Origin of the sequence: Iamia sp., from assembly GCF_035575815.1 — a bacterium.
Taxonomy (GTDB): Bacteria; Actinomycetota; Acidimicrobiia; order Acidimicrobiales; family Iamiaceae; genus Iamia.
Map to the genome: position 1 here is coordinate 1 of NZ_DATLXO010000062.1, position 17,839 is coordinate 17,839.

Consider the following 17,839-nt stretch of genomic DNA (forward strand, 5'->3'; position numbering starts at 1 on the left):
CAGATCTCCTCGACGGAGATCACCCACCGTCACGGCTCGGCGCCGGTGCGGCGCGACCCCCGAGGTGTGCCGCGGCCGGTCCACCCCTTCGCAGCGCATCGATGAACGCGGTCGAACCCTGGAGGCCCCGCGTTCGCTCGATCGTTCGAGATCAGGACGCCGGCGGGGCGCGTGATCCGTCGGGGGTCGCGGTTTCGGGCCGGCCGGTGGTGCGACAGTGGGCGCCTCGTCGTCGGCGGCCGGGTGGGCCGCCCTCGGAGGTGGGCCCGGGGTCGGCCGCGGCGTCGTCGGGGGCGGGGCTGGGTGTGCGGTTGAAGTGGACGGCGGAGCGGTCGAGGCGTTCGCCGGTGGGGCACCGGTAGGCGCCCACGGTCGGCATGTCGGTGGCCTTGGGGGGTCGGGCCCGGGTGGCGCCGTTGAGGTGGTTGCCGTACCGGTCGGTGAAGGTGACCCCGTTCGGGTGATCGGCGTGGCCGACGATGCCCAACAGGCCCTGGTGGTGCATCCGGTGATGGGCCGAGCAGAGGCAGATGAGGTTGGCGGTGATGGTCTCACCGTCGTCTTCCCAATGCACGATGTGGTGGATTTGCAACCAGTAGGTCTGGTCACAGCCCGGCACCCGGCACCCCCGGTCGCGATGCTCGATGAGCCGGCGGATCCGGCGGGGCACGATGCGATGAGCACGGCCCACGTTCACCGGGACCCCATCTTTGTGCCAGATGATCTGGGCGTCGCCGTCGCAGGACAGGTACCGGCGCAGCTCATCAGGCAGCACCCCACCCAGGTGCAGCGACCCCATCCACCGCCCGTGGCCCCTCTGGCCGTCGGGGGTCTCGAGGTGCAACAGGATCCGGGACCGGGCGGCCATCTCCGCGCCGCCGGCGCCGCCGGCGAGGATCGAGTGGGCCACCCCGACCGCGGCATCCGCCCACGACGGGGGCCGCACGTCGAGATCCTTCATCGACCGGCCCTCCGCCGTCGCCCGGGCCTTCGCCGCGGCGCGGGCCTCGGAGTGCAGCCGCTCCCGGGCGGCGGTCAGCGCTCCTTCGATGGCCATGCCCTCATCGGCAGGGAGGCGCATCCGGGCCCACCACAGCCCCGAGTCCTCGGTCCCGAAGGCGACCTCGCGGTCGACCTCTGGTTCGGGGTCCGGCAGGACCGGCTCGTCAGGGGTCGGCTCCGGGGCGTCGGCGGGTCGGGCTTCGGTGTCAAAACCGTAGGACCGGGTTGCGGTGGTGATCTGGGCCACCGTGGCGAACTGGGCCATCTCGGCCACCGACGCCTCGAACTCCGCCGGCGTGTAGCGGGCCACCGTCGCGGCCTGATCGAACGACAACCGCCCCCCGGTGAACATGGCCATCGTCACCGGCAACACCGGCGCCCGCCGGGCCAGAGCCACCACCCGCCGCGCCACCGAACGGGAGACCCCGGCCCGCCACATCAACCACTGCACCGGGGTGTGGACCCGGTGCCCCCGCCACAGACCCCCGGCCAGGGCCCGGACCACCAGATCCACCAGGCGGGCATCAGCCGCGTTGCGCACCCCGGCCACCCCGGCGAGCTCGTCGTCGAAGGCGCGCCGGACCGCGTCGGTCTCCTGGGCCGCTTCGAGTGACAGGTCCGTCGCCATGGGAACAACTGTACCCGGAGGGTACGACAGTCAGGATTGGCCGACGGCCGTCCCGCCGGAAGCGTCGGACCCGGGTCGACCCGACGGCCCCGGCCCGGGCCGGTACCTCTCCGCAGGGCAGCTCGTCGCCCGACTCGGAGTCGAACGCGCGGGTCGAGGCGGCGAGCATCCAACGGGGGCCAAGCGTGCCCCTCCAGCACCCTCGCGCCCTCGACACCAGCGAACGGCTGCCGATGAACGCGTCGTCGCCGGTGACGACCGGCGCCGCCAGGTCCGCGCCGGCGCGGCGCGCACCGAGGCCATGCGCAACATGGAGAAGCGGTGCAACGGGCCGAGCTGCGATCGTTCGTCGTGGCCATGTGGAGCGGCTCCAGCACCCCGCCCAGCCGACGCCGCCGGAGAGGTGGACGTTGCGTCCCACCTGGGCGCACGACCCGACCGTCGCCCAGGTGTCGACGAGCGTGCCCCGTCGGTGGCGTTGTCGCGCCGCGTCGATTCACCACGCCCCCAGCGGGACCGGGTCCGACCGTAGGGTGCGGGGGTGGACGCCCACCGCCTGCTCGTCGGGCTCGACGCCCAGCAGCGTCGGGCCGTCGTCGACCCCGGCGCGCCGCTGTGCATCCTCGCCGGCGCCGGATCGGGCAAGACCCGGGTGCTCACCCGCCGGATCGCCCACCGCTCGGTCGAGGGTCGCGCCGACCCGCGCCACGTCCTGGCCCTCACCTTCACCCGCAAGGCGGCGGCCGAGATGGGGGTGCGCCTCGCCGCCCTCGGGCTCCGCGACCGGCCGACGGTGGGCACCTTCCACGCCATGGCCTGGGCGCAGCTGCGGACCCTGTGGAGCGACCGGGGCCGGACCATGCCCGGCCTGCTCGACCGCAAGGGGCGGGTGCTGGCCGCCCTGCCGGGCCGGGGGTCGCTGGCGCCCGTCGCGCTGGCCACCGAGATCGAGTGGGCCCGGGCCCGGCGCATCGCCCCCGATCACTACGCCGCCGCCGCCCACCAGGAGGACAGGCGCATCGGGGCACCGTTCGACCAGGTGGCCCGGCTCTACGCCGCCTATGAGACCGAGAAGCGACGCCGAGGGGTGGTCGACTTCGACGACATCCTGGCGAGCTGCGCCGATGCCCTCGACCACGACCACGCCTTCGCCGCCGCCCAGCGGTGGCGGTTCCGGCACCTGTTCGTCGACGAGTTCCAGGACGTCAACCCGCTGCAGCACCGGTTGCTGATGGGGTGGCTGGGCGAGGGTGAGGACCTCTGCGTGGTGGGCGACCCGAACCAGGCCATCTACCGCTGGAACGGCGCCGATGCGACCTACCTGACCCGCTTCGCCGAGCACCACCCGGGGGCCCAGGTCGTTGCGCTCACCGGCAACTACCGCTCAACACCGCAGATCCTGCACCTCGCCAGCACCGCCCTCGGGGCTCGGGCGCGGGTGCGCCTCGTCGCCCACCGTCCCGCCGGTGAGGTCCCGTCGATCACCGCCTATGCCAGCGATGTCGAGGAAGCTCGCGGCATCGCTGGCGGGGCACGCCTCCTGCACGCCCCCGGCACCCGGTGGGACCGCCAGGCGGTGCTGGTGCGCACCAACGGCCAGATGCCGCTCATCGAAGAGGCGTTCGTCCACGCTCGGATCCCGTTCCGACTCCGAGGGGCCGACCCGCTCCTGGGGCGCCCGATGGTGCGCGACGCGCTCCGCGTGCTCACGAGCGATCGCGGCCGGCATCTGCGCATCGCCCTCGAGGACCTGGAGGCGATGGTCGACGAGGCCACCGCGGATCCCGGCGGCGTGGAACGGGCCGACGCCCTCGCCGCCGTGCTCCGCCTCGGCCGGGAGCTGAGCGCCCTCGAACCCACCGCCACCGCCGGTGACCTGCGTCCGTGGCTCGCCACCGCAGTCGGCGCCGATGGCCCGGGGCGCGACGGCGACGCCATCGACGTGGTGACCTTCCACGCCGCCAAGGGCCTCGAGTGGCCGGTGGTGCACATCGCCGGCCTCGAGGACGGCTTCGTGCCCGTCAGCCACGCCCGCACCCCCGAGGCCGAGTCCGAGGAGCGACGGCTGCTCCACGTCGCCCTCACGCGGGCGGAGGACGTCGTCCGGCTGTCCTGGGCCGAGCAGCGAACCCTGCGCGACCGGGAGGTCGTGCGCCGCCCGTCGCCCTACCTGGCCGCTCTCTCCGACGCCCTCGGCGGTCTCGCCCGCGCCGCGCGCCCCGCCGACCCCCGTCCCGGGCTCGAGGCGGCCCGACGGGCACTGGCTCCCGCCGAGGGCGAGGATCACCCCCTCGCGCTCCTCCGAGCCCTGCAGGACTGGCGCGCCGAGGCGGCTCGTCAGGTCGGCATGCCCCCCGCGGTGGTGCTGAGCGATCGCATCCTCGCCGACGTGGCGCGCCAGGAACCGACCGACGGCGCCGGCCTGGCCACGGTGCTCGGCGTGGGTCCGCTCACCCTCGACGCCCACGGCGACGCTCTGCTGCGCATCGTTCGCCAGCACCGCGATCCGGCGACGCACGCTTCGCGCCCATGAGGGGCTGCGAGTCGACGCCCCCGTCGGCCCGTCCGCAGGAGGAGCCGCTGTGCGCTTCGAGCTGACCCAGTCCATCGCCGCCCCCCTCGACGAGGTGGCGGCCGCCTACGCCAGCGCCGAGCTCTACGAGACCTTCGACGGCACGTCGAAGCTCGGCCCACCCGACGTCCTCGAGCGGGTCGAGCACGGCGGGGTGGTGACGCTGCGCATCCGGTACCGCTTCATCGCCGAGCTCTCCCCTGCCGTCACCGCCGTGGTCAGCCCCGACAAGCTTTCCTGGGTCGAGGAGTCGGTGCACGACGTCGGCGCCCGCTCGGTGGCGGTGCGCCTGCACCCGGACCACTACGCCGATCGCCTGCGCTGCACCGGCGCCTACCACTACGAGGCCGACGGCGACGCAACGATCCGGCGCATCGACGGTGAGCTGAAGGTGAAGGCGCTGCTCGTGGCGGGCGCGGTGGAGAAGGCGATCGTGTCGGGGCTGAGGGAGCACCTCGAGGCCGAGGTGGCCCACGTCGAGGCGTTCCTGAGCACGTAGCCCGGGCGCCGGTCACGACTCGTCCGCGACCCGGCGGTTGAAGCCAGCGGCCAGCTCGCGGAACTTGGTCACGTCGATCGAGACGAAGAGCCCCTCGGCCTCGGCGGTGACGTGGCCGTCGGCGAGGATGCGACCGCTGGTGAAGACCTTCCGGCCCTCCCTGCGGTCGAAGCGACCCTCGATGACGAGCGGCGCGTGCAACGGGGTGGGCTTGCGGTAGTTGACCGTCAGCCTGGCCGTCATGCCCGGCGCCCCGGAGAAGGTCTGCGCCGAGCCCAGCACCTCGTCGAAGGCGGCGGCCACGAAACCGCCGTGCACGCACCCCGGCGGCCCCTCGTACACCGAACCGAAGGTGACCCGGCCGGTGACCACGTCGGCGCCCAGCTCGATGGCGATCGGTGGGGCCAGCGGGTTGGCCAGGCCGATCAGCGGGCTGTGGTCGAAGAAGGGCTCGATGTCGCCGCCCGACATGGCCGCCTCGGCCATGCCTTCGTAGATCGAGCGGGGCCGGTCGTGGCGGAAGCGCGCCCCGATGGCCTCGAGCTCCGACGCCACGCGGTCGAGGTCCTCGGGCGGCACCTCGGTGCCGACCATGTCCTCGATGAGGGCCCGGTTGGCTGCCGCAATGCGCCGCAGCGCGGTGCGCCGGGGCGAAACCCCGTCGTCGGTCTGGGCCAGGACCCGGGCCGACGGCCCCGACATGTCGAGCGGGCGGGAGGTGGGGTCCACGGGAGGCTCCTCGGCTCGGGGGCTCATCGGCGCCCGTGCTGATTGGTTCGCTCGCGGCTCGCTCACAGGCGGGCGACCTCGACGTCGATCAGCACGGGGGCGTGATCACTCGGCTGACTGCCCTTGCGGGCCTGGCGGTCGATGAGCGCGAAGCACACCGCGTGGGCCAGCGGCTCGGTCGCGAGCAGCAGGTCGATGCGCATGCCCTGGCGCTTGTGGAACCGACCGGCGCGGTAGTCCCACCACGAGAACAGGCCGTCCTCGGCATGGCGGCGCCGGAAGGTGTCGACCAGTCCCCAATCGAGCAACGCCTGCAACGCCTGGCGTTCCGGAACGCTGGTGTGGGTCGCGGCGACGAACTGGGTGGCGTCCCACACATCCGCGTCGGAGGGGGCGATGTTGTAGTCGCCGGCGACGACGAGTGGCTCCGTCGGGTCGTACCGGTGCTCGAGCTCGAGCCTCAGGCGCTCGAGCCACGCCAGCTTGTAGCGGTAGTGGTCGTGGTCGACGGCGCGACCGTTGGGCACGTACGCGCTCGCCACGCGCACGCCGCCGCACGTCGCCCACATCAGCCGGGCCTCGGGGTCAGGGGCGCCGTCGTCGCCGAAGCCGGCCACGACGTCGGTGAGACCAACCCGGCTGAGGATGGCGACGCCGTTCCATCGCCCCTCGCCGTGGTGGGCCGACTCATAGCCGAGGGTCTGGAAGGCCAGCGCGGGGAACGCGCTGTCGGCCAACTTCGTCTCCTGCAGGCACACCACGTCGGGCTGGGCGTAGCCGAGCCACTCCTCGACCCGGGTCAGCCGGGCCTTGAGCGAGTTCACGTTCCAGGTGGCGATGCGCACTGAGACGACGATAGGGCTGCCGAGCCGTGCCGATCGACCGGTGGCGGCGGAGCCGCAGGTGGAGATCGACCCACTCCGATCCCCGGCACCCTCGGGGCGGGCGTCAGCCCCGCTTCTTGGCCGGGGCCTTCTTCGCCGCAGCCTTCTTCGCGGTGGCCTTCTTCGCGGTGGCCTTCTTCGCCGGAGACTTCTTCGCGGCGGACTTCTGGGCCGGAGTCTTCTTCGCGGCGGACTTCTTGGCTGCGGACTTCTTCGCGGCGGACTTCTGGGCCGGGGCCTTCGACGCCGCGGACTTCTTCGCCGGAGCCTTCTTCGCCGGAGCCTTCGACGCCGCGGACTTCTTCGCCGGAGCCTTCTTGGCCGGAGCCTTCTTCGCGGCGGACTTCTTCGCCGGAGCCTTCTTGGCCGGAGCCTTCTTCGCGGCGGACTTCTTGGTTGCGGACTTCTTGGCGGTTGCCATCTGGAGTGCCTCCTGGGTGGTGATCGGTTCACTGACGGAGTCACCCGTCACCTGGTGACCTGGCAGGGCCAGGTCGATGCTCCGTCGCGGTGCGTCGAACGACGCCACGACGAAGATCCGTGACTCCCCGACCGTCAGCACCTCTCGGGCGCTTCGGGGCGGGGGGTCGGCCATCGCGCGCAGCGGCACGTAGCACTGCGCGTCACCGACGACCACATAGGCACCGTGGGAGGAGAAGCGGTCGACCACTGCGGTGACCTCGCTCCCGACGGCGTGGGTCGAGATGAACTCGACGAAGGGACCTGACTCGTTGATGGCGTCGGCCGCTTTCGCCGGTGACCGACGTCGACGGCCGCGACCGCCGCCCTCCTCGCCACCATCGGACGGCGCGTCGGGCGCCGCTGCCCGTCGACCGCGACCCGTGGAGGCGGCGCGGTCGGTCGTGTCTGCCGTCTTGGCCTTGGCCGCCGGCACCTTGGTCGACGGGGGCTCGTTCGCCTTCGGGGTGCCGCCTCGGCGGCGTGAGCGCGCCGGCTTGTCGGCCCCGACCACGTTTCCTCGCCGGGCCGCGACCTCGGCCTCGACCGCGGCGGCCTCCTTGGCCTTGTCGGTCTTCGAGAGCTTCGCCTTGGGGTCGCGGGCGCCGCGCTGGGAGCGTCGGCTCGCGGGCCCACGCACCGGCACCCGGCCGACGAACACCCATCCGACACCATCGACCGGCTTGCCGCCGATCAGCCGACCCTCGTCGAAGAGCCAGTCGTACTCGCCGTGGAACTCCTGGAACGAGTCGTTGGACAGGATCGTGGCCTCCGCCTTGTGGGCGATGGCCAACACGAAGGCGTCACCCCGTCCGATGGCCCCGGCGGGCGGGGCGACGAGGTCGCCGTCGAGCACGGCCTGCTCGTACGCGTCCTTCTCCGAGGCGGCGATGCGGTGGCCGAAGGTCGCGTCGACGATGGCGGTGATGCGCGTGCGGGGGTACTCGTCGAGGAACGCTCGCACCGCCTCGTCGAGCTGGGCGAGGCTCGGCAGGGTGCGGCCCTCGGTGGCGAGGTTGGATCCGTCGACGATGACGTGATCTTTGATGGCGTTGGCGGCGGACATGTCGGGTCAGAGTCAACTACGCCCGTCAAGGGGTGGCGCGGATGCAGCCCTCGGAACCCGCGCCTCGATAGTTGGGTCAGGCGTTGGGGGACGAGCCGTTGGTAGGTTGCGGCGCCATGGCCACTGCCCTCGACGACCCCACCGCCGAGGTCACCGACCTCCTCCAGCACCTCATCCGCAACGAGTGCGTGAACGACGGGTCGGTGGCGTCGGGGAACGAGGCGCGGTCGGTCGCGACGCTGCGCGCCCACCTCGAGGGCACCGGCCTCGACCTCGAGGTCTACGAGCCCCAGCCCGGGCGCGAGAGCCTCGTCGGTCGCATCGAGGGTCGTGACCCACGCGCCCCGACGCTCACCCTGCTCGGACACCTCGACGTCGTGCCCGCCAACGGCAACCGTTGGCGGCGGGACCCCTTCGGCGGCGAGCTGGTCGACGGAGAGGTGTGGGGGCGAGGAGCGATCGACATGCTCAACCTCACGGCATCGATGGCCGTCGCGATGCGGCGCCTGGCCGCCCGCGGGTGGCGCCCCGACGGCACACTCGTCTTCGCCGCCGTCGCCGACGAGGAGGCATCGGGCACCTGGGGCGCGCATCACCTCGCCGACCACGAGCTCGATTCGGTGCGCACCGACTACGTGCTCACGGAATCCGGGGGCATCCCCATGAAGAGCCCGACCGGCACCAAGATCCCGGTCATGGTCGGCGAGAAGGGTTGCTACTGGTGCCGCATCACCGTGCGGGGCACCGCCGGGCACGGGTCCCAGCCCTACAAGTCCGACAACGCGCTGGTGAAGGCCGCCGAGGTCGTGCGGCGCATCGCCGAGCACCGGCCCGAGGCGCAGATCGGTGAGGTGTGGAAGCGCTACCTCGCCTCGATGGGGCTGCCCGACGAGGTCATCGCACCGCTGCTCGACGCCGATCGCATCGACGACCGCATCGCCGAGCTGCCCCTCGGGATGGCCCGTCTCTTCCACGCGTGCACCCACACCACGCTGAGCCCGAACATCGCCCACGGCGGTTCGAAGATCAACACCATCCCCGACGAGGTCCGTCTCGAGGTCGACGTCCGCACCCTGCCCGGCCAGGACGCGGCGGCCATCGAGGCGATCATCGCCGAGGCCGTCGGCGACCTGCGCGACGACGTGACCGTCGAGCCCGCGGTGTTCGACCCCGCGACCGAATCGCCCGTCGACACGCCGCTGTGGGACTCGTTGACCCGCGTCTCGTCGCGCTTCTATGAGGGCAGCCAGACGGTGCCGATGCTCATCGCCGGCGCCACCGACGCCCGGTTCTTCCGGCGCCTCGGCGCCACCGCCTACGGCTTCGGCCTATTCAGTCGGAACCTGCGCTACGAGGACTTCGGCCGCATGTTCCACGGTGACGACGAGCGGGTGGACACCGAATCGCTGCGGCTGTCGACCGAGATGTGGGAGGCCGTGGCCATCGACCTCCTCGGCGGATCGTGAGCGGGCTCGACGGGCCCGACGCCCCCCGACCGGTGGAAGGCATCACCGCCGCCCTGTTCGACTTCGGCGGCGTGATCCTCTCCAGCCCCTTCGAGGCCTTCGCCCACTACGAGGAGGCCCACGGCCTGCCGGACGGCTTCCTTCGTCGGGTGAACGCCACCGACCCCGACGACAACGCCTGGGCCCGCCTCGAGCGCAACGAGCTCGACCTCGACGAGTTCTGCGACCGGTTCGAGGCTGAGGCCCGGGCCCTCGGCGGCGAGGTCGACGCCCGGGAGGTGCTCGGGCTCCTGCGCGGTGAGCTGCGCCCGGCGATGGTCACCGCTCTCCGGCGCTGCGGTGAGCGACTGAAGACGGCCCTGCTGACCAACAACGTCGTCACCATGCGCGCCACCCCCATGGCCGGTGGCCCTCCTGACGGCTCGGACGGCTCGAACCTGATCGGCGGCGAAGATGGCGATGGCGATTCGCACCGCGCCGTGCTGGACCTCTTCGACGTGATCATCGAGTCGTCGGTCGTGGGCGTCCGCAAGCCCGACCCTGCGTTCTACGAACGGGCGTGCGCCGCGCTGTCGATCGAGGCGTCGGAGGCTGTCTTCCTCGACGACCTCGGGGTCAACCTCAAGCCGGCCCGCGCCATCGGCATGACCACGATCAAGGTCGGCGACCCCGCCGTCGCCATCGCCGAGCTCGAGGCCGTCGTCGGCTTCCCCCTGTCCTGACCCGCCGCGCCGCCCCCCACCCCGCCCCCATCGAACTGGTCGCGAGATCCGTCGCTCGAGGCACGGGAACCGCGACCAGTTCGAGGCCTCGTCGGTTCTGGCCGCGAGATCCGTCGCTCCCGCGACGGGAATCGCGACCGCTACGCCGCTCGGGTCAGACGCGCCTTCGACCGGGCGCGACGGACCGCGTCGACGACCTCTCGTGGGCGATGCCAGACGGCGAACTCCGACACGCGCTCGACCACGAACCCTGCGCTGTCCAAGCGAGCCTGGCGGGCGCAATCGTCAGCCTCGTCGCTCAGGGCCGAGTGGTAGCGATCGCTGTCGACCTCGATCACGAGCGGAAGGTCCGCGGCGACGAAGTCCACCCGTCCGCACCACCTCTCGTCGTCGCCCAGGTCGACCTGGCGACGCATGGGCGGGAAGCCGGCCTGCGTCACGATGGCATCGAAGCGAGCCTCGAGGTTGCTCGCCGGAGGGACGTAGTCATCCGGGAGGCGGTCGAGCAGCTCCCGCAGCGCCGCTGTCCCGGGCCGACCTCGGTGCATGAGGGGGTCGAGCTCGCGACGCACCGAAGGCGCCGACAGGAGACGACGGTTCCAGCACCAATCGAACAGGCGCTTGAGCTTCTCGGGATGGACGAGCGGCGCGAGCTGCAACAGCACCACTGCGGGTCGCACGACCGGCACCCCATCGAGGACCGTCGCGAAGGGGTCAGGTAGATGACGTGGGTGGTGCACGACGTAGGGGCGCGCCCAGCTGCTCCGCGAGCGCGTCACGATGAGCTCGAGGGGATCGAGCGTGAAGCCCGGCAGCCCCCAGAGGGCAGCGGCGGCGTGATGGGACACGAAGGCGGCGGGACCCGCGTCCAGGGCCGCCGCCAGTGCGCGCTGGGCATCGGTGGCCGGCGTCCCGGCGTGGCGCGCCACCCGGGGAGACCACGCCAGCCAGTCGCCTCGCCGCAGGCGGTGCCGACGCGCGTTCTCCGTGAGGCCGAAGCCGACCGCCTGGCGCCAGGCGATGAGACCGAGCTGGTCCTCGGCGAGCTTCGTGAGTCGATGATCGAGATCGTTCATCGACCCATTCCACTCACCCCCTGTGACAATGAGCGCCGGGCGCCCGAACCGGTCGCGGTTCCCGTCGCCCCCGCGACGGATTCCGCGACCAGAACCGACGAGACCTCGAACCGGTCGCGGTTCCCGTCGCCTCCGCGACGGACCTCGCGACCAGTTCGATGGGGGTGAGGGTCAGGTCGGGGGCTCGGGTGGGGGGACGGGAACGATGTCGAACACCCGGGCCGCGTTCTCGCGGAGGAACTGGGGCCAGACGTGGTCGCGGAAGGGCGCCCGGGGCAGCTCGCCGAAGATGCGATCGAGGGTGAGCCCGGCCGCGTAGTAGCCGGCGTAGATGATCTTCTCGGCGCCCCGGCTGTTGGCGAAGCGGATGATCTCCTCGGGGTAGTACTTCGGCGCGAAGGCGCTGGTCGAGTAGTGGAGGCCGGGGTACTTGAGCAGCAGCTTGACCATGAGCTCGGTCCACGGATCGGCGCCGTGGCGCACCACGATCTGCAGCTCGGGCCAGAACCAGCACACCTCGTCGAGCAGGATCGGCAGCTGCGGTGCCATCGGGATGCGCGCCCCGGCACCCCGGCGTAGACGATGATCGGCCGTCCGATCTCGATGCACTTGGCGTAGATCGGGTACATCCGCTTGTCGTCGAGCGGCACCTGCGGGTTGCATCCTGTGCCCCACACGTGGATCGCCTTGAGCGAAGCCCCCCACTCGTCCACCGCGGCGTCGATCGTGCGCAGGGCCCCGATGCCCTCGTTGGGGTCGACGTTGAGCATGCCGGCGAAGTGCTGCGGGAACTCGCGCACGGCGCGGCGCGAGTGCTCGTTCTCGTGCACCCCGGCGACGAAGGTGGAGATGCGGTGCTTGGCCATCTCCCCCAGCACGACCCGGACCGTATCGCCGACCTCGTCATCCCCGAGGTCGGGACGCCCTTGAACATGTACTCAGCCGGCATCTCCATCGCCTGAGTGCCCTCGTCGTTGGCCAGACGGCGGATGTTCTCGTACTTGGCCGCCTGCTTCTCGCGCGTGTCGGGCATGGCCAGGAACGTGTCGATGACGCCCCCGGACTGCGCCTCGTGGAAGGCGGGCGCAGCGGGGTCGGCGGAGGCGGCGGCGGAGGGGTCGGTCACGGCGGCGACCTTACCGGGAGCTGGAACGCGTTCTAGTTCCGGGTGCCGGGGTCCGGACCGCTGTCCCCGCGCACCGGGGCCCGAGGGTCGGTGACCCGCAGGCCGAGGCCGAGGGCGACGAGCAGCGCGTCGAGGTCCTCCACGCTGCGGTTGGCCCCGGCGTGGGCGAACCAGAGGAACGGCACCCACGGGGTCCACCGGAGCCGGCGATCGCCGGTCAGGACCATCAGGGCGCCCCGGCGGGCCCCGCCGGGGCCGGAGCGGTCGACCTCGATGGCGGTCACCTCGGCCCAGTCGACCCGCTCGGTGGCTCGCAGCCAGTGCACCTGCACGCCGTCGTGGTCGGCCCAGGCGTAGGCCGTCCACCCGATGAAGGTCAGCGTTGCGGCCCACAGCGCGCTGACCAGCGCGACCATCCCCAGCAGGCCGTCGCCCATCGCCACCGCCGCGACCGCGAGCGGGACGGTCAGCACGGCGACGGCGCCGATGAACCGCAGCGGGCCCTGCGGCGGACGGGTCCGGAGCTCAGCGTCGACGGCAGCCACGGGCGGCCCGGGAGCCACGGGCAATTCGGGAGCCACCACCGATTCGGCGGCCACGGGCGACTCGGGGACCAGAGGCGACTCAGGGTCCACGGGCCATCCGGAAGCCGCGGGAGATCTGGGAGCGAGGGAGGAGCCGGCATCGACCGAGGCACTGCCTCCGCGAGTCTCGGACGGCTCGGACGGCTCGGGCGAATCGGGCGAATCGGGGGGCTCGGCGTCGGCGACCATCGGGATGGGCGGAGCTCAGGACCGGCCGCGGTGGGCGGCGGCGCCCGCTACAGGCCCTCGAAGGCCCGGGTGAGGATCTCGTCGTGCTCCTGGACGTGGATGGCGTGGCTGCCACCCGCCGGCGAGCCGGACCCGACCCGGGACACGGCGCGGTACTTCATGCCCTCGGGCACCAGTGGCCACAGGCGCTCGTCGACGAAGGACCGGGGCCCCATGTTGTCGGGCTCCTCCTGCAGCCAGATCACCTCGGTGGCGTTGCCGTACTGCTGGAGGAGCTCGCGGATGCGGCGCCGGGGGAACGGGTACAGCTGCTCGAGGCGCACGATGGCCGCCGGCACCCCGAGCTCGTCGCGCCGGGCCAGCGCGTCGTGGCTGACCTTGCCGCTGCAGAAGACCACCCGCTGGACGGTCTCGGTGTCGGTGACGCCCGGGTCGTCGAGGACCTCCTCGAAGGACCCGGAGAGCAGGTCACCCACCGACGACCGGGCCGACTTGGCCCGCAGCAGCGACTTGGGCGTGAAGACGACGAGCGGCTTGAGGACGTCCTGGTGCATCTGGCGGCGCAGCAGGTGGAAGTACTGCGCCGACGTCGATGCGTTGGCGACCTGGATGTTGTCCTCGGCGCAGAGGGTCAGGAACCGTTCGATGCGGGCCGAGGAGTGCTCGGGGCCCTGGCCCTCGTAGCCGTGGGGCAGCAGGAGCACGAGGCCCGAGCGCTGGTCCCACTTGTCCTCGGCCGCCGCGAAGTACTGGTCGATGATGATCTGGGCGCCGTTGATGAAGTCGCCGAACTGCGCCTCCCAGACCACGAGGGTCTCGTCTGCGATGACCGAGTAGCCGTACTCGAAGCCGAGGGCGGCGTACTCCGAGAGCAGCGAGTCATAGATCCAGATCTTGGCCTGGTCGGGGCTGAGGTGGGCCAGGGGGGCGTGCTCGGCGGCGGTCTCGTAGTCGACGAGGACGCTGTGGCGCTGGGAGAACGTGCCCCGGCGCGAGTCTTGGCCCGAGAGCCGGATGGTGTTGCCCTCGAGCAGGAGCGAGCCGAAGGCGAGGGCCTCGGCCAGGGCCCAGTCGACCTCGCCGCCGTCGAACATCTTGTCGCGGGCGTCGAGCTGCTTGGCCAGCTTGGGGTGGACCGTGAAGCCCTCGGGCCGGTCCGACAGCCGCTGGTAGATCTGTTCGATCGTCTCGGACGGAACACCGGTGGTGACGTGCGGCAGCACGCCGCGCGCCGGGGCCGGCGGCCGGGCCACGACATCACCCTCCGGTGCGTGCGCCCGGGTCTCCTCGAGGGCCGAGGCGAGTTTTCTGGAGAAGTCGTCGAGGGCGGCTTCGGCTTCCTCGATGGTGATGTCGCCGCGGCGCACGAGGGCCTCGGTGTAGAGCTTGCGGACCGAGCGCCGGGCGTCGATGCGCTTGTACATGAGGGGCTGGGTGTAGCTCGGGTCGTCGCCCTCGTTGTGGCCGTGGCGCCGGTAGCAGACCATGTCGATGACGACGTCCTTGTGGAACCGCTGGCGGTAGGCGTAGGCCAGGCGGGCCACCCGCACGCAGGCTTCGGGGTCGTCGCCGTTCACGTGGAAGATCGGCGCCTGCACCATCTTGGCGATGTCGGTGCAGTACTCCGAGGACCGTGCCGCGTCCGGCGGGGTGGTGAAGCCGAGCTGGTTGTTGATGATGAGGTGGATGGTCCCGCCCACCCGGTAGCCCTTGATGCTCGAGAGGTTCAGCGTCTCGGCCACCACGCCCTGGCCGGCGAAGGCGGCGTCGCCGTGCACCAGAAGGGGCAGCACCGAGAAGGCCCCGGGATCGTTGATCACGTCCTGACGGGCCCGGGCCATGCCGACCACGACGGGGTCGACGGCCTCGAGGTGGCTGGGGTTGGCCGCCATCTCGATGGTGATCTCCTGGTTGCGGCGGGACGTGAAGGTGCCCCGCTGGCCGAGGTGGTACTTCACGTCGCCCGAGCCCTGGGTGGACTCGGGGTCGATGTAGCCCTCGAACTCGGTGAAGAGCTTGTCGAGGGACTTGCCCACGATGTTCGACAACACGTTGAGGCGGCCCCGGTGGGCCATGCCCAGCACCGCGCCATGGAGGTGGTCGGCGGCGGCTTCCTCGAGGATGGCGTCGAGGATCGGGATGGCCGACTCGGCCCCCTCGATGCCGAAGCGCTTCTGGCCGAGGAACTTCGTGCCGAGGAACTTCTCGAAGGCCTCGGCCGCGTTGAGCCGGCCCAGGATGTGACGCTGGTCCTCGGGGCCCAGGTTGGTGTCGGCCCCCTCGACCTGGGCCTGGACCCAGTCCTTCTCCTCGGGCTCCTGGATGTGCATGTACTCGATGCCGATGCGTCGGCAGTACGCGTTGCGGAGCACGCCGAGGATGTCGCCCAGGGCCATGCGGGGCTGGCCGGCGAGGCCGTCGGTGAGGAACGTCCGGTCGAGGTCCCAGATGGTGAGGCCGTAGCTCGCGGGGTCGAGCTCGGAGTGCATGTGCGGCTCCTTGGCCGCCAGCGGGTCGAGATCGGCGATGAGATGACCCCGCACCCGGTACATGTTGATCAGGGCCTGGACGTGGATCTGCTTCTGGAGGTTCGACTCCTCCCTGTCCACGGGGTTGGTGTCCTGTCGCCACCGCACGGCCTCGTAGGGCACGCCGATGGAGCGCAGCACACCGTCGTAGAAGTCGCCCTCGCCCATCAGCAGCTCGTGGATGCGCTTCAGGAACAGTCCCGACTCGGCGCCCTGGATGATGCGGTGGTCATAGGTCGAGCTCACCGTCATGACCTTCGACACGCCGAGGTCGGCGAGAGCCTCGGGATCGGCGCCCTGGAACGCCGTGGGGTAGCCGAGGCGACCGACGCCGATGATGGCGCCCTGGCCGGGCATGAGGCGGGGCACCGACTGCACCGTGCCGATGGTGCCGGGGTTGGTGAGGGTGACCGTCGCGCCGGCGAAGTCATCCGGCGTGAGCTTGTTGGTGCGGACCTTGCGGATGATCTCCTCGTAGGCGGCCCAGAAGCCGGCGAAGTCGAGGGTGTTCGCGTCGCGGATCACCGGCACCATCAGGGTGCGGCTGCCGTCGGACTTCTCGATGTCGACCGCGAGACCGAGGCTCACCTTCTCGTTGTGCACGACGCGGGGCTTGCCGTCGGGGCCCTCGACGTACGAGCGGTTGAGGGCGGGCACGGAATCGGCGATGGCCCGGACGAGGGCGTAGCCGATGATGTGGGTGAAGCTGACCTTGCCACCCCGCGTCCGCGACAGGTAGCCGTTGATGACCTTGCGGTTGACCTCGAGGAGCTTGGCCGGCACCTCGCGGAAGCTGGTGGCGGTGGGGACCGCGAGACTGGCCTCCATGTTGGTGACGATGCGGGCCGCCGCGCCGCGCAGCGCCTCACCGGGCGGCTCCTCGTCGGCCTCGGTCTTCCCGTCGCCCTTGGCGTCCTTGGACTTGCCCTTGCCGTCGGACTTGGCCTTCTCGCCGTCCTTGGCCCTGGCCGAGCCGCCCTTGACGTCGGCCTTGGCCGAGCTGCCATCGCCCTTGGCCGTCGCCTTCTCGTCGCTCGTGGATCTGGACTTGGCCTTGTCCCCGGCCGGCTTCAGCACGGTGGTCGAGGGGTCGGCCGACGTCGCCCCGGTCCCCCCCTGCTTCGACCTGCTCTCGCGCGTGTTCGCCCCGGAATCGCCCCGGGCCCCGCCATCGGTCGTGGCCACCGCGGGATCGGCGGCCTCGCTGGTCTGGCCCCGACCCTCGTCGCCCTGCGTGGGCGCGGCCGAGGTCCCCGCGTTGCGGGCGCCGCCGGGCTCCGACGCCCCCGGCGACTCTGAGCCCGCCGGCCCGCTCGGCTGGTAGCCGGAGAAGAACTCCTGCCAGCTCTCGCTCACCGACGAAGGGTCCTCCGCGTAGCTGTCGTACATCTCATCGACCAACCAGGCGTTCGGGCCGAGGTTGTCGGACGGGGGTGCGGAGTCCTCAGGCATCGGAGCCGAGCCTACCGACCGCCCCGCCCCCTCCCCGGCGGGCCGGTTCTCATCGGTCGGACGGAGAGGAGCTCGCCACTCGACCCGAGGCATGGCGCGATCTGGCGATTGAGCCACCACCTCGCGCCACCGCTCGGATCGGACTCGGCCGGGTAACGGTCATGACCGTTGGACGCCCCCCGCCTCACCGCACCAGTTCGCGCCACAGCCCGGACCGGGTTCGGCCGGGCCGCCACCGGCCGGTTTCGATTCCGTTCGTCGCTCCGACCATGCTGCGGTCGTGGAGACGAGCGGGCCCGACGACGCCTTCGCGGATGTGTGGGCGGCCAACGCCGCCTTCGCCGCCGACTTCCCGCTCGCCGCCCTCAGCGGCCGAGCGGCCAGGGGCCTCGCGGTGATCACCTGCATGGACACCCGCATCGACCCCCTCGCCGTGCTCGGCCAGGCTCCGGGTGACGCCAAGATCCTCCGCACCGCCGGCGCCCGGGTCACGGGCGACGTGCTGCGCTCCCTCGTCCTCGCCGTCCACCTCCTCGGCGCCAACCGCGTGCTGGTGGTGCCCCACACCGACTGCGGCCTGGTCGGTTCCGACGACCAGGTCCGGGCCCAGCTCGCCGACGCAACCGGCCGGGCGCGGAACGACCCAGCCATCGCCGGCTACCAGCCCGAGGCCATCGCCGATCCGTCCGCCGCGGTGGCGGACGACGTGGACCGCATCCGGGCCCACCCGCTCCTCGGTCCCGACCTGGTGGTCGGCGCCGCGGTCTACGACGTGGCGACCGGCCGCCTGCAGCCCGTCGACGTCTGATCGAACTCCGCTCGCGCCGGTCGTGGTCGCGCCGATCGATGGCCGCGTC

The 17,839-nt window shown here is 71.8% G+C and carries 14 protein-coding genes; 6 read left to right on the top strand and 8 right to left on the bottom strand.

Annotated elements, in window-relative coordinates; all coding sequences use genetic code 11:
* Nucleotides 1-151: 151 nt before the first annotated feature.
* Complete coding sequence (locus VNL12_RS06140; protein WP_325592569.1) at nt 152-1,630, bottom strand: HNH endonuclease signature motif containing protein; 1,479 nt, start codon at nt 1,628-1,630, stop codon at nt 152-154.
* A gap of 541 nt (nt 1,631-2,171) precedes the next feature.
* Between VNL12_RS06140 and VNL12_RS06145 the strand changes: the two genes are divergently transcribed.
* Nucleotides 2,172-4,163 (top strand): ATP-dependent DNA helicase UvrD2, encoded by a 1,992-nt coding sequence (locus tag VNL12_RS06145; protein WP_325592571.1) that lies wholly within the window; start codon nt 2,172-2,174, stop codon nt 4,161-4,163.
* Between the two features lie 49 nt (nt 4,164-4,212).
* Nucleotides 4,213-4,701 carry a DUF2505 family protein gene (locus VNL12_RS06150; protein WP_325592573.1) on the top strand — a complete coding sequence of 163 codons (489 nt, stop codon included), beginning with the start codon at nt 4,213-4,215 and terminating at the stop codon, nt 4,699-4,701.
* 12 nt (nt 4,702-4,713) lie between these two features.
* Here the strand turns inward: VNL12_RS06150 and VNL12_RS06155 are convergent, their stop codons facing one another.
* The 3 genes from VNL12_RS06155 to VNL12_RS06165 form a co-directional block, all read right to left on the bottom strand.
* The gene (locus VNL12_RS06155; RefSeq protein ID WP_325592575.1) at nt 4,714-5,430 is read right to left on the bottom strand and encodes a PaaI family thioesterase; all 717 of its coding nucleotides are present in this window, start codon (nt 5,428-5,430) and stop codon (nt 4,714-4,716) included.
* A 62-nt stretch (nt 5,431-5,492) separates the two neighbouring features.
* Nucleotides 5,493-6,275, bottom strand: a complete 783-nt coding sequence (locus VNL12_RS06160; protein ID WP_325592578.1) for an exodeoxyribonuclease III — start codon at nt 6,273-6,275, stop codon at nt 5,493-5,495.
* A gap of 103 nt (nt 6,276-6,378) precedes the next feature.
* Nucleotides 6,379-7,839, bottom strand: coding sequence for a histone H1-like repetitive region-containing protein (locus VNL12_RS06165; protein ID WP_325592580.1), 1,461 nt, complete (start codon nt 7,837-7,839; stop codon nt 6,379-6,381).
* A gap of 116 nt (nt 7,840-7,955) precedes the next feature.
* Between VNL12_RS06165 and VNL12_RS06170 the strand changes: the two genes are divergently transcribed.
* Nucleotides 7,956-9,305: a M20/M25/M40 family metallo-hydrolase gene (locus VNL12_RS06170; protein WP_325592582.1), complete on the top strand. Its 1,350-nt coding sequence runs from the start codon at nt 7,956-7,958 to the stop codon at nt 9,303-9,305.
* Nucleotides 9,302-10,027, top strand: a complete 726-nt coding sequence (locus tag VNL12_RS06175; RefSeq protein ID WP_325592584.1) for an HAD-IA family hydrolase — start codon at nt 9,302-9,304, stop codon at nt 10,025-10,027. Before VNL12_RS06170 ends, VNL12_RS06175 begins: the two co-directional genes overlap by 4 nt.
* Nucleotides 10,028-10,167: 140 nt before the next feature.
* Here VNL12_RS06175 and VNL12_RS06180 read toward each other — a convergent pair whose 3' ends face one another.
* Together VNL12_RS06180 and VNL12_RS06185 are read right to left on the bottom strand one after the other, a co-directional pair.
* Nucleotides 10,168-11,103 carry an endonuclease domain-containing protein gene (locus VNL12_RS06180; RefSeq protein ID WP_325592586.1) on the bottom strand — a complete coding sequence of 312 codons (936 nt, stop codon included), beginning with the start codon at nt 11,101-11,103 and terminating at the stop codon, nt 10,168-10,170.
* A 171-nt stretch (nt 11,104-11,274) separates the two neighbouring features.
* The gene (locus tag VNL12_RS06185) at nt 11,275-11,652 is read right to left on the bottom strand and encodes an amidohydrolase family protein (protein ID WP_325592588.1); all 378 of its coding nucleotides are present in this window, start codon (nt 11,650-11,652) and stop codon (nt 11,275-11,277) included.
* A 128-nt stretch (nt 11,653-11,780) separates the two neighbouring features.
* On the opposite strand from VNL12_RS06185, the gene VNL12_RS06190 reads away from it, so the two are divergent.
* Nucleotides 11,781-12,065 carry a hypothetical protein gene (locus VNL12_RS06190; RefSeq protein ID WP_325592590.1) on the top strand — a complete coding sequence of 95 codons (285 nt, stop codon included), beginning with the start codon at nt 11,781-11,783 and terminating at the stop codon, nt 12,063-12,065.
* 196 nt (nt 12,066-12,261) lie between these two features.
* Here VNL12_RS06190 and VNL12_RS06195 read toward each other — a convergent pair whose 3' ends face one another.
* Nucleotides 12,262-12,774, bottom strand: coding sequence for a hypothetical protein (locus tag VNL12_RS06195; protein ID WP_325592592.1), 513 nt, complete (start codon nt 12,772-12,774; stop codon nt 12,262-12,264).
* Nucleotides 12,775-13,049: 275 nt separating this feature from the next.
* On the bottom strand, nt 13,050-16,982 hold the full coding sequence (locus VNL12_RS06200) for a multifunctional oxoglutarate decarboxylase/oxoglutarate dehydrogenase thiamine pyrophosphate-binding subunit/dihydrolipoyllysine-residue succinyltransferase subunit (RefSeq protein WP_325592594.1): 3,933 nt from the start codon (nt 16,980-16,982) through the stop codon (nt 13,050-13,052).
* Nucleotides 16,983-17,262: 280 nt separating this feature from the next.
* Here VNL12_RS06200 and VNL12_RS06205 point away from each other — a divergent pair, with 280 nt between their 5' ends.
* The gene (locus VNL12_RS06205) at nt 17,263-17,790 is read left to right on the top strand and encodes a carbonic anhydrase (protein ID WP_325592596.1); all 528 of its coding nucleotides are present in this window, start codon (nt 17,263-17,265) and stop codon (nt 17,788-17,790) included.
* Nucleotides 17,791-17,839: the final 49 nt, after the last annotated feature.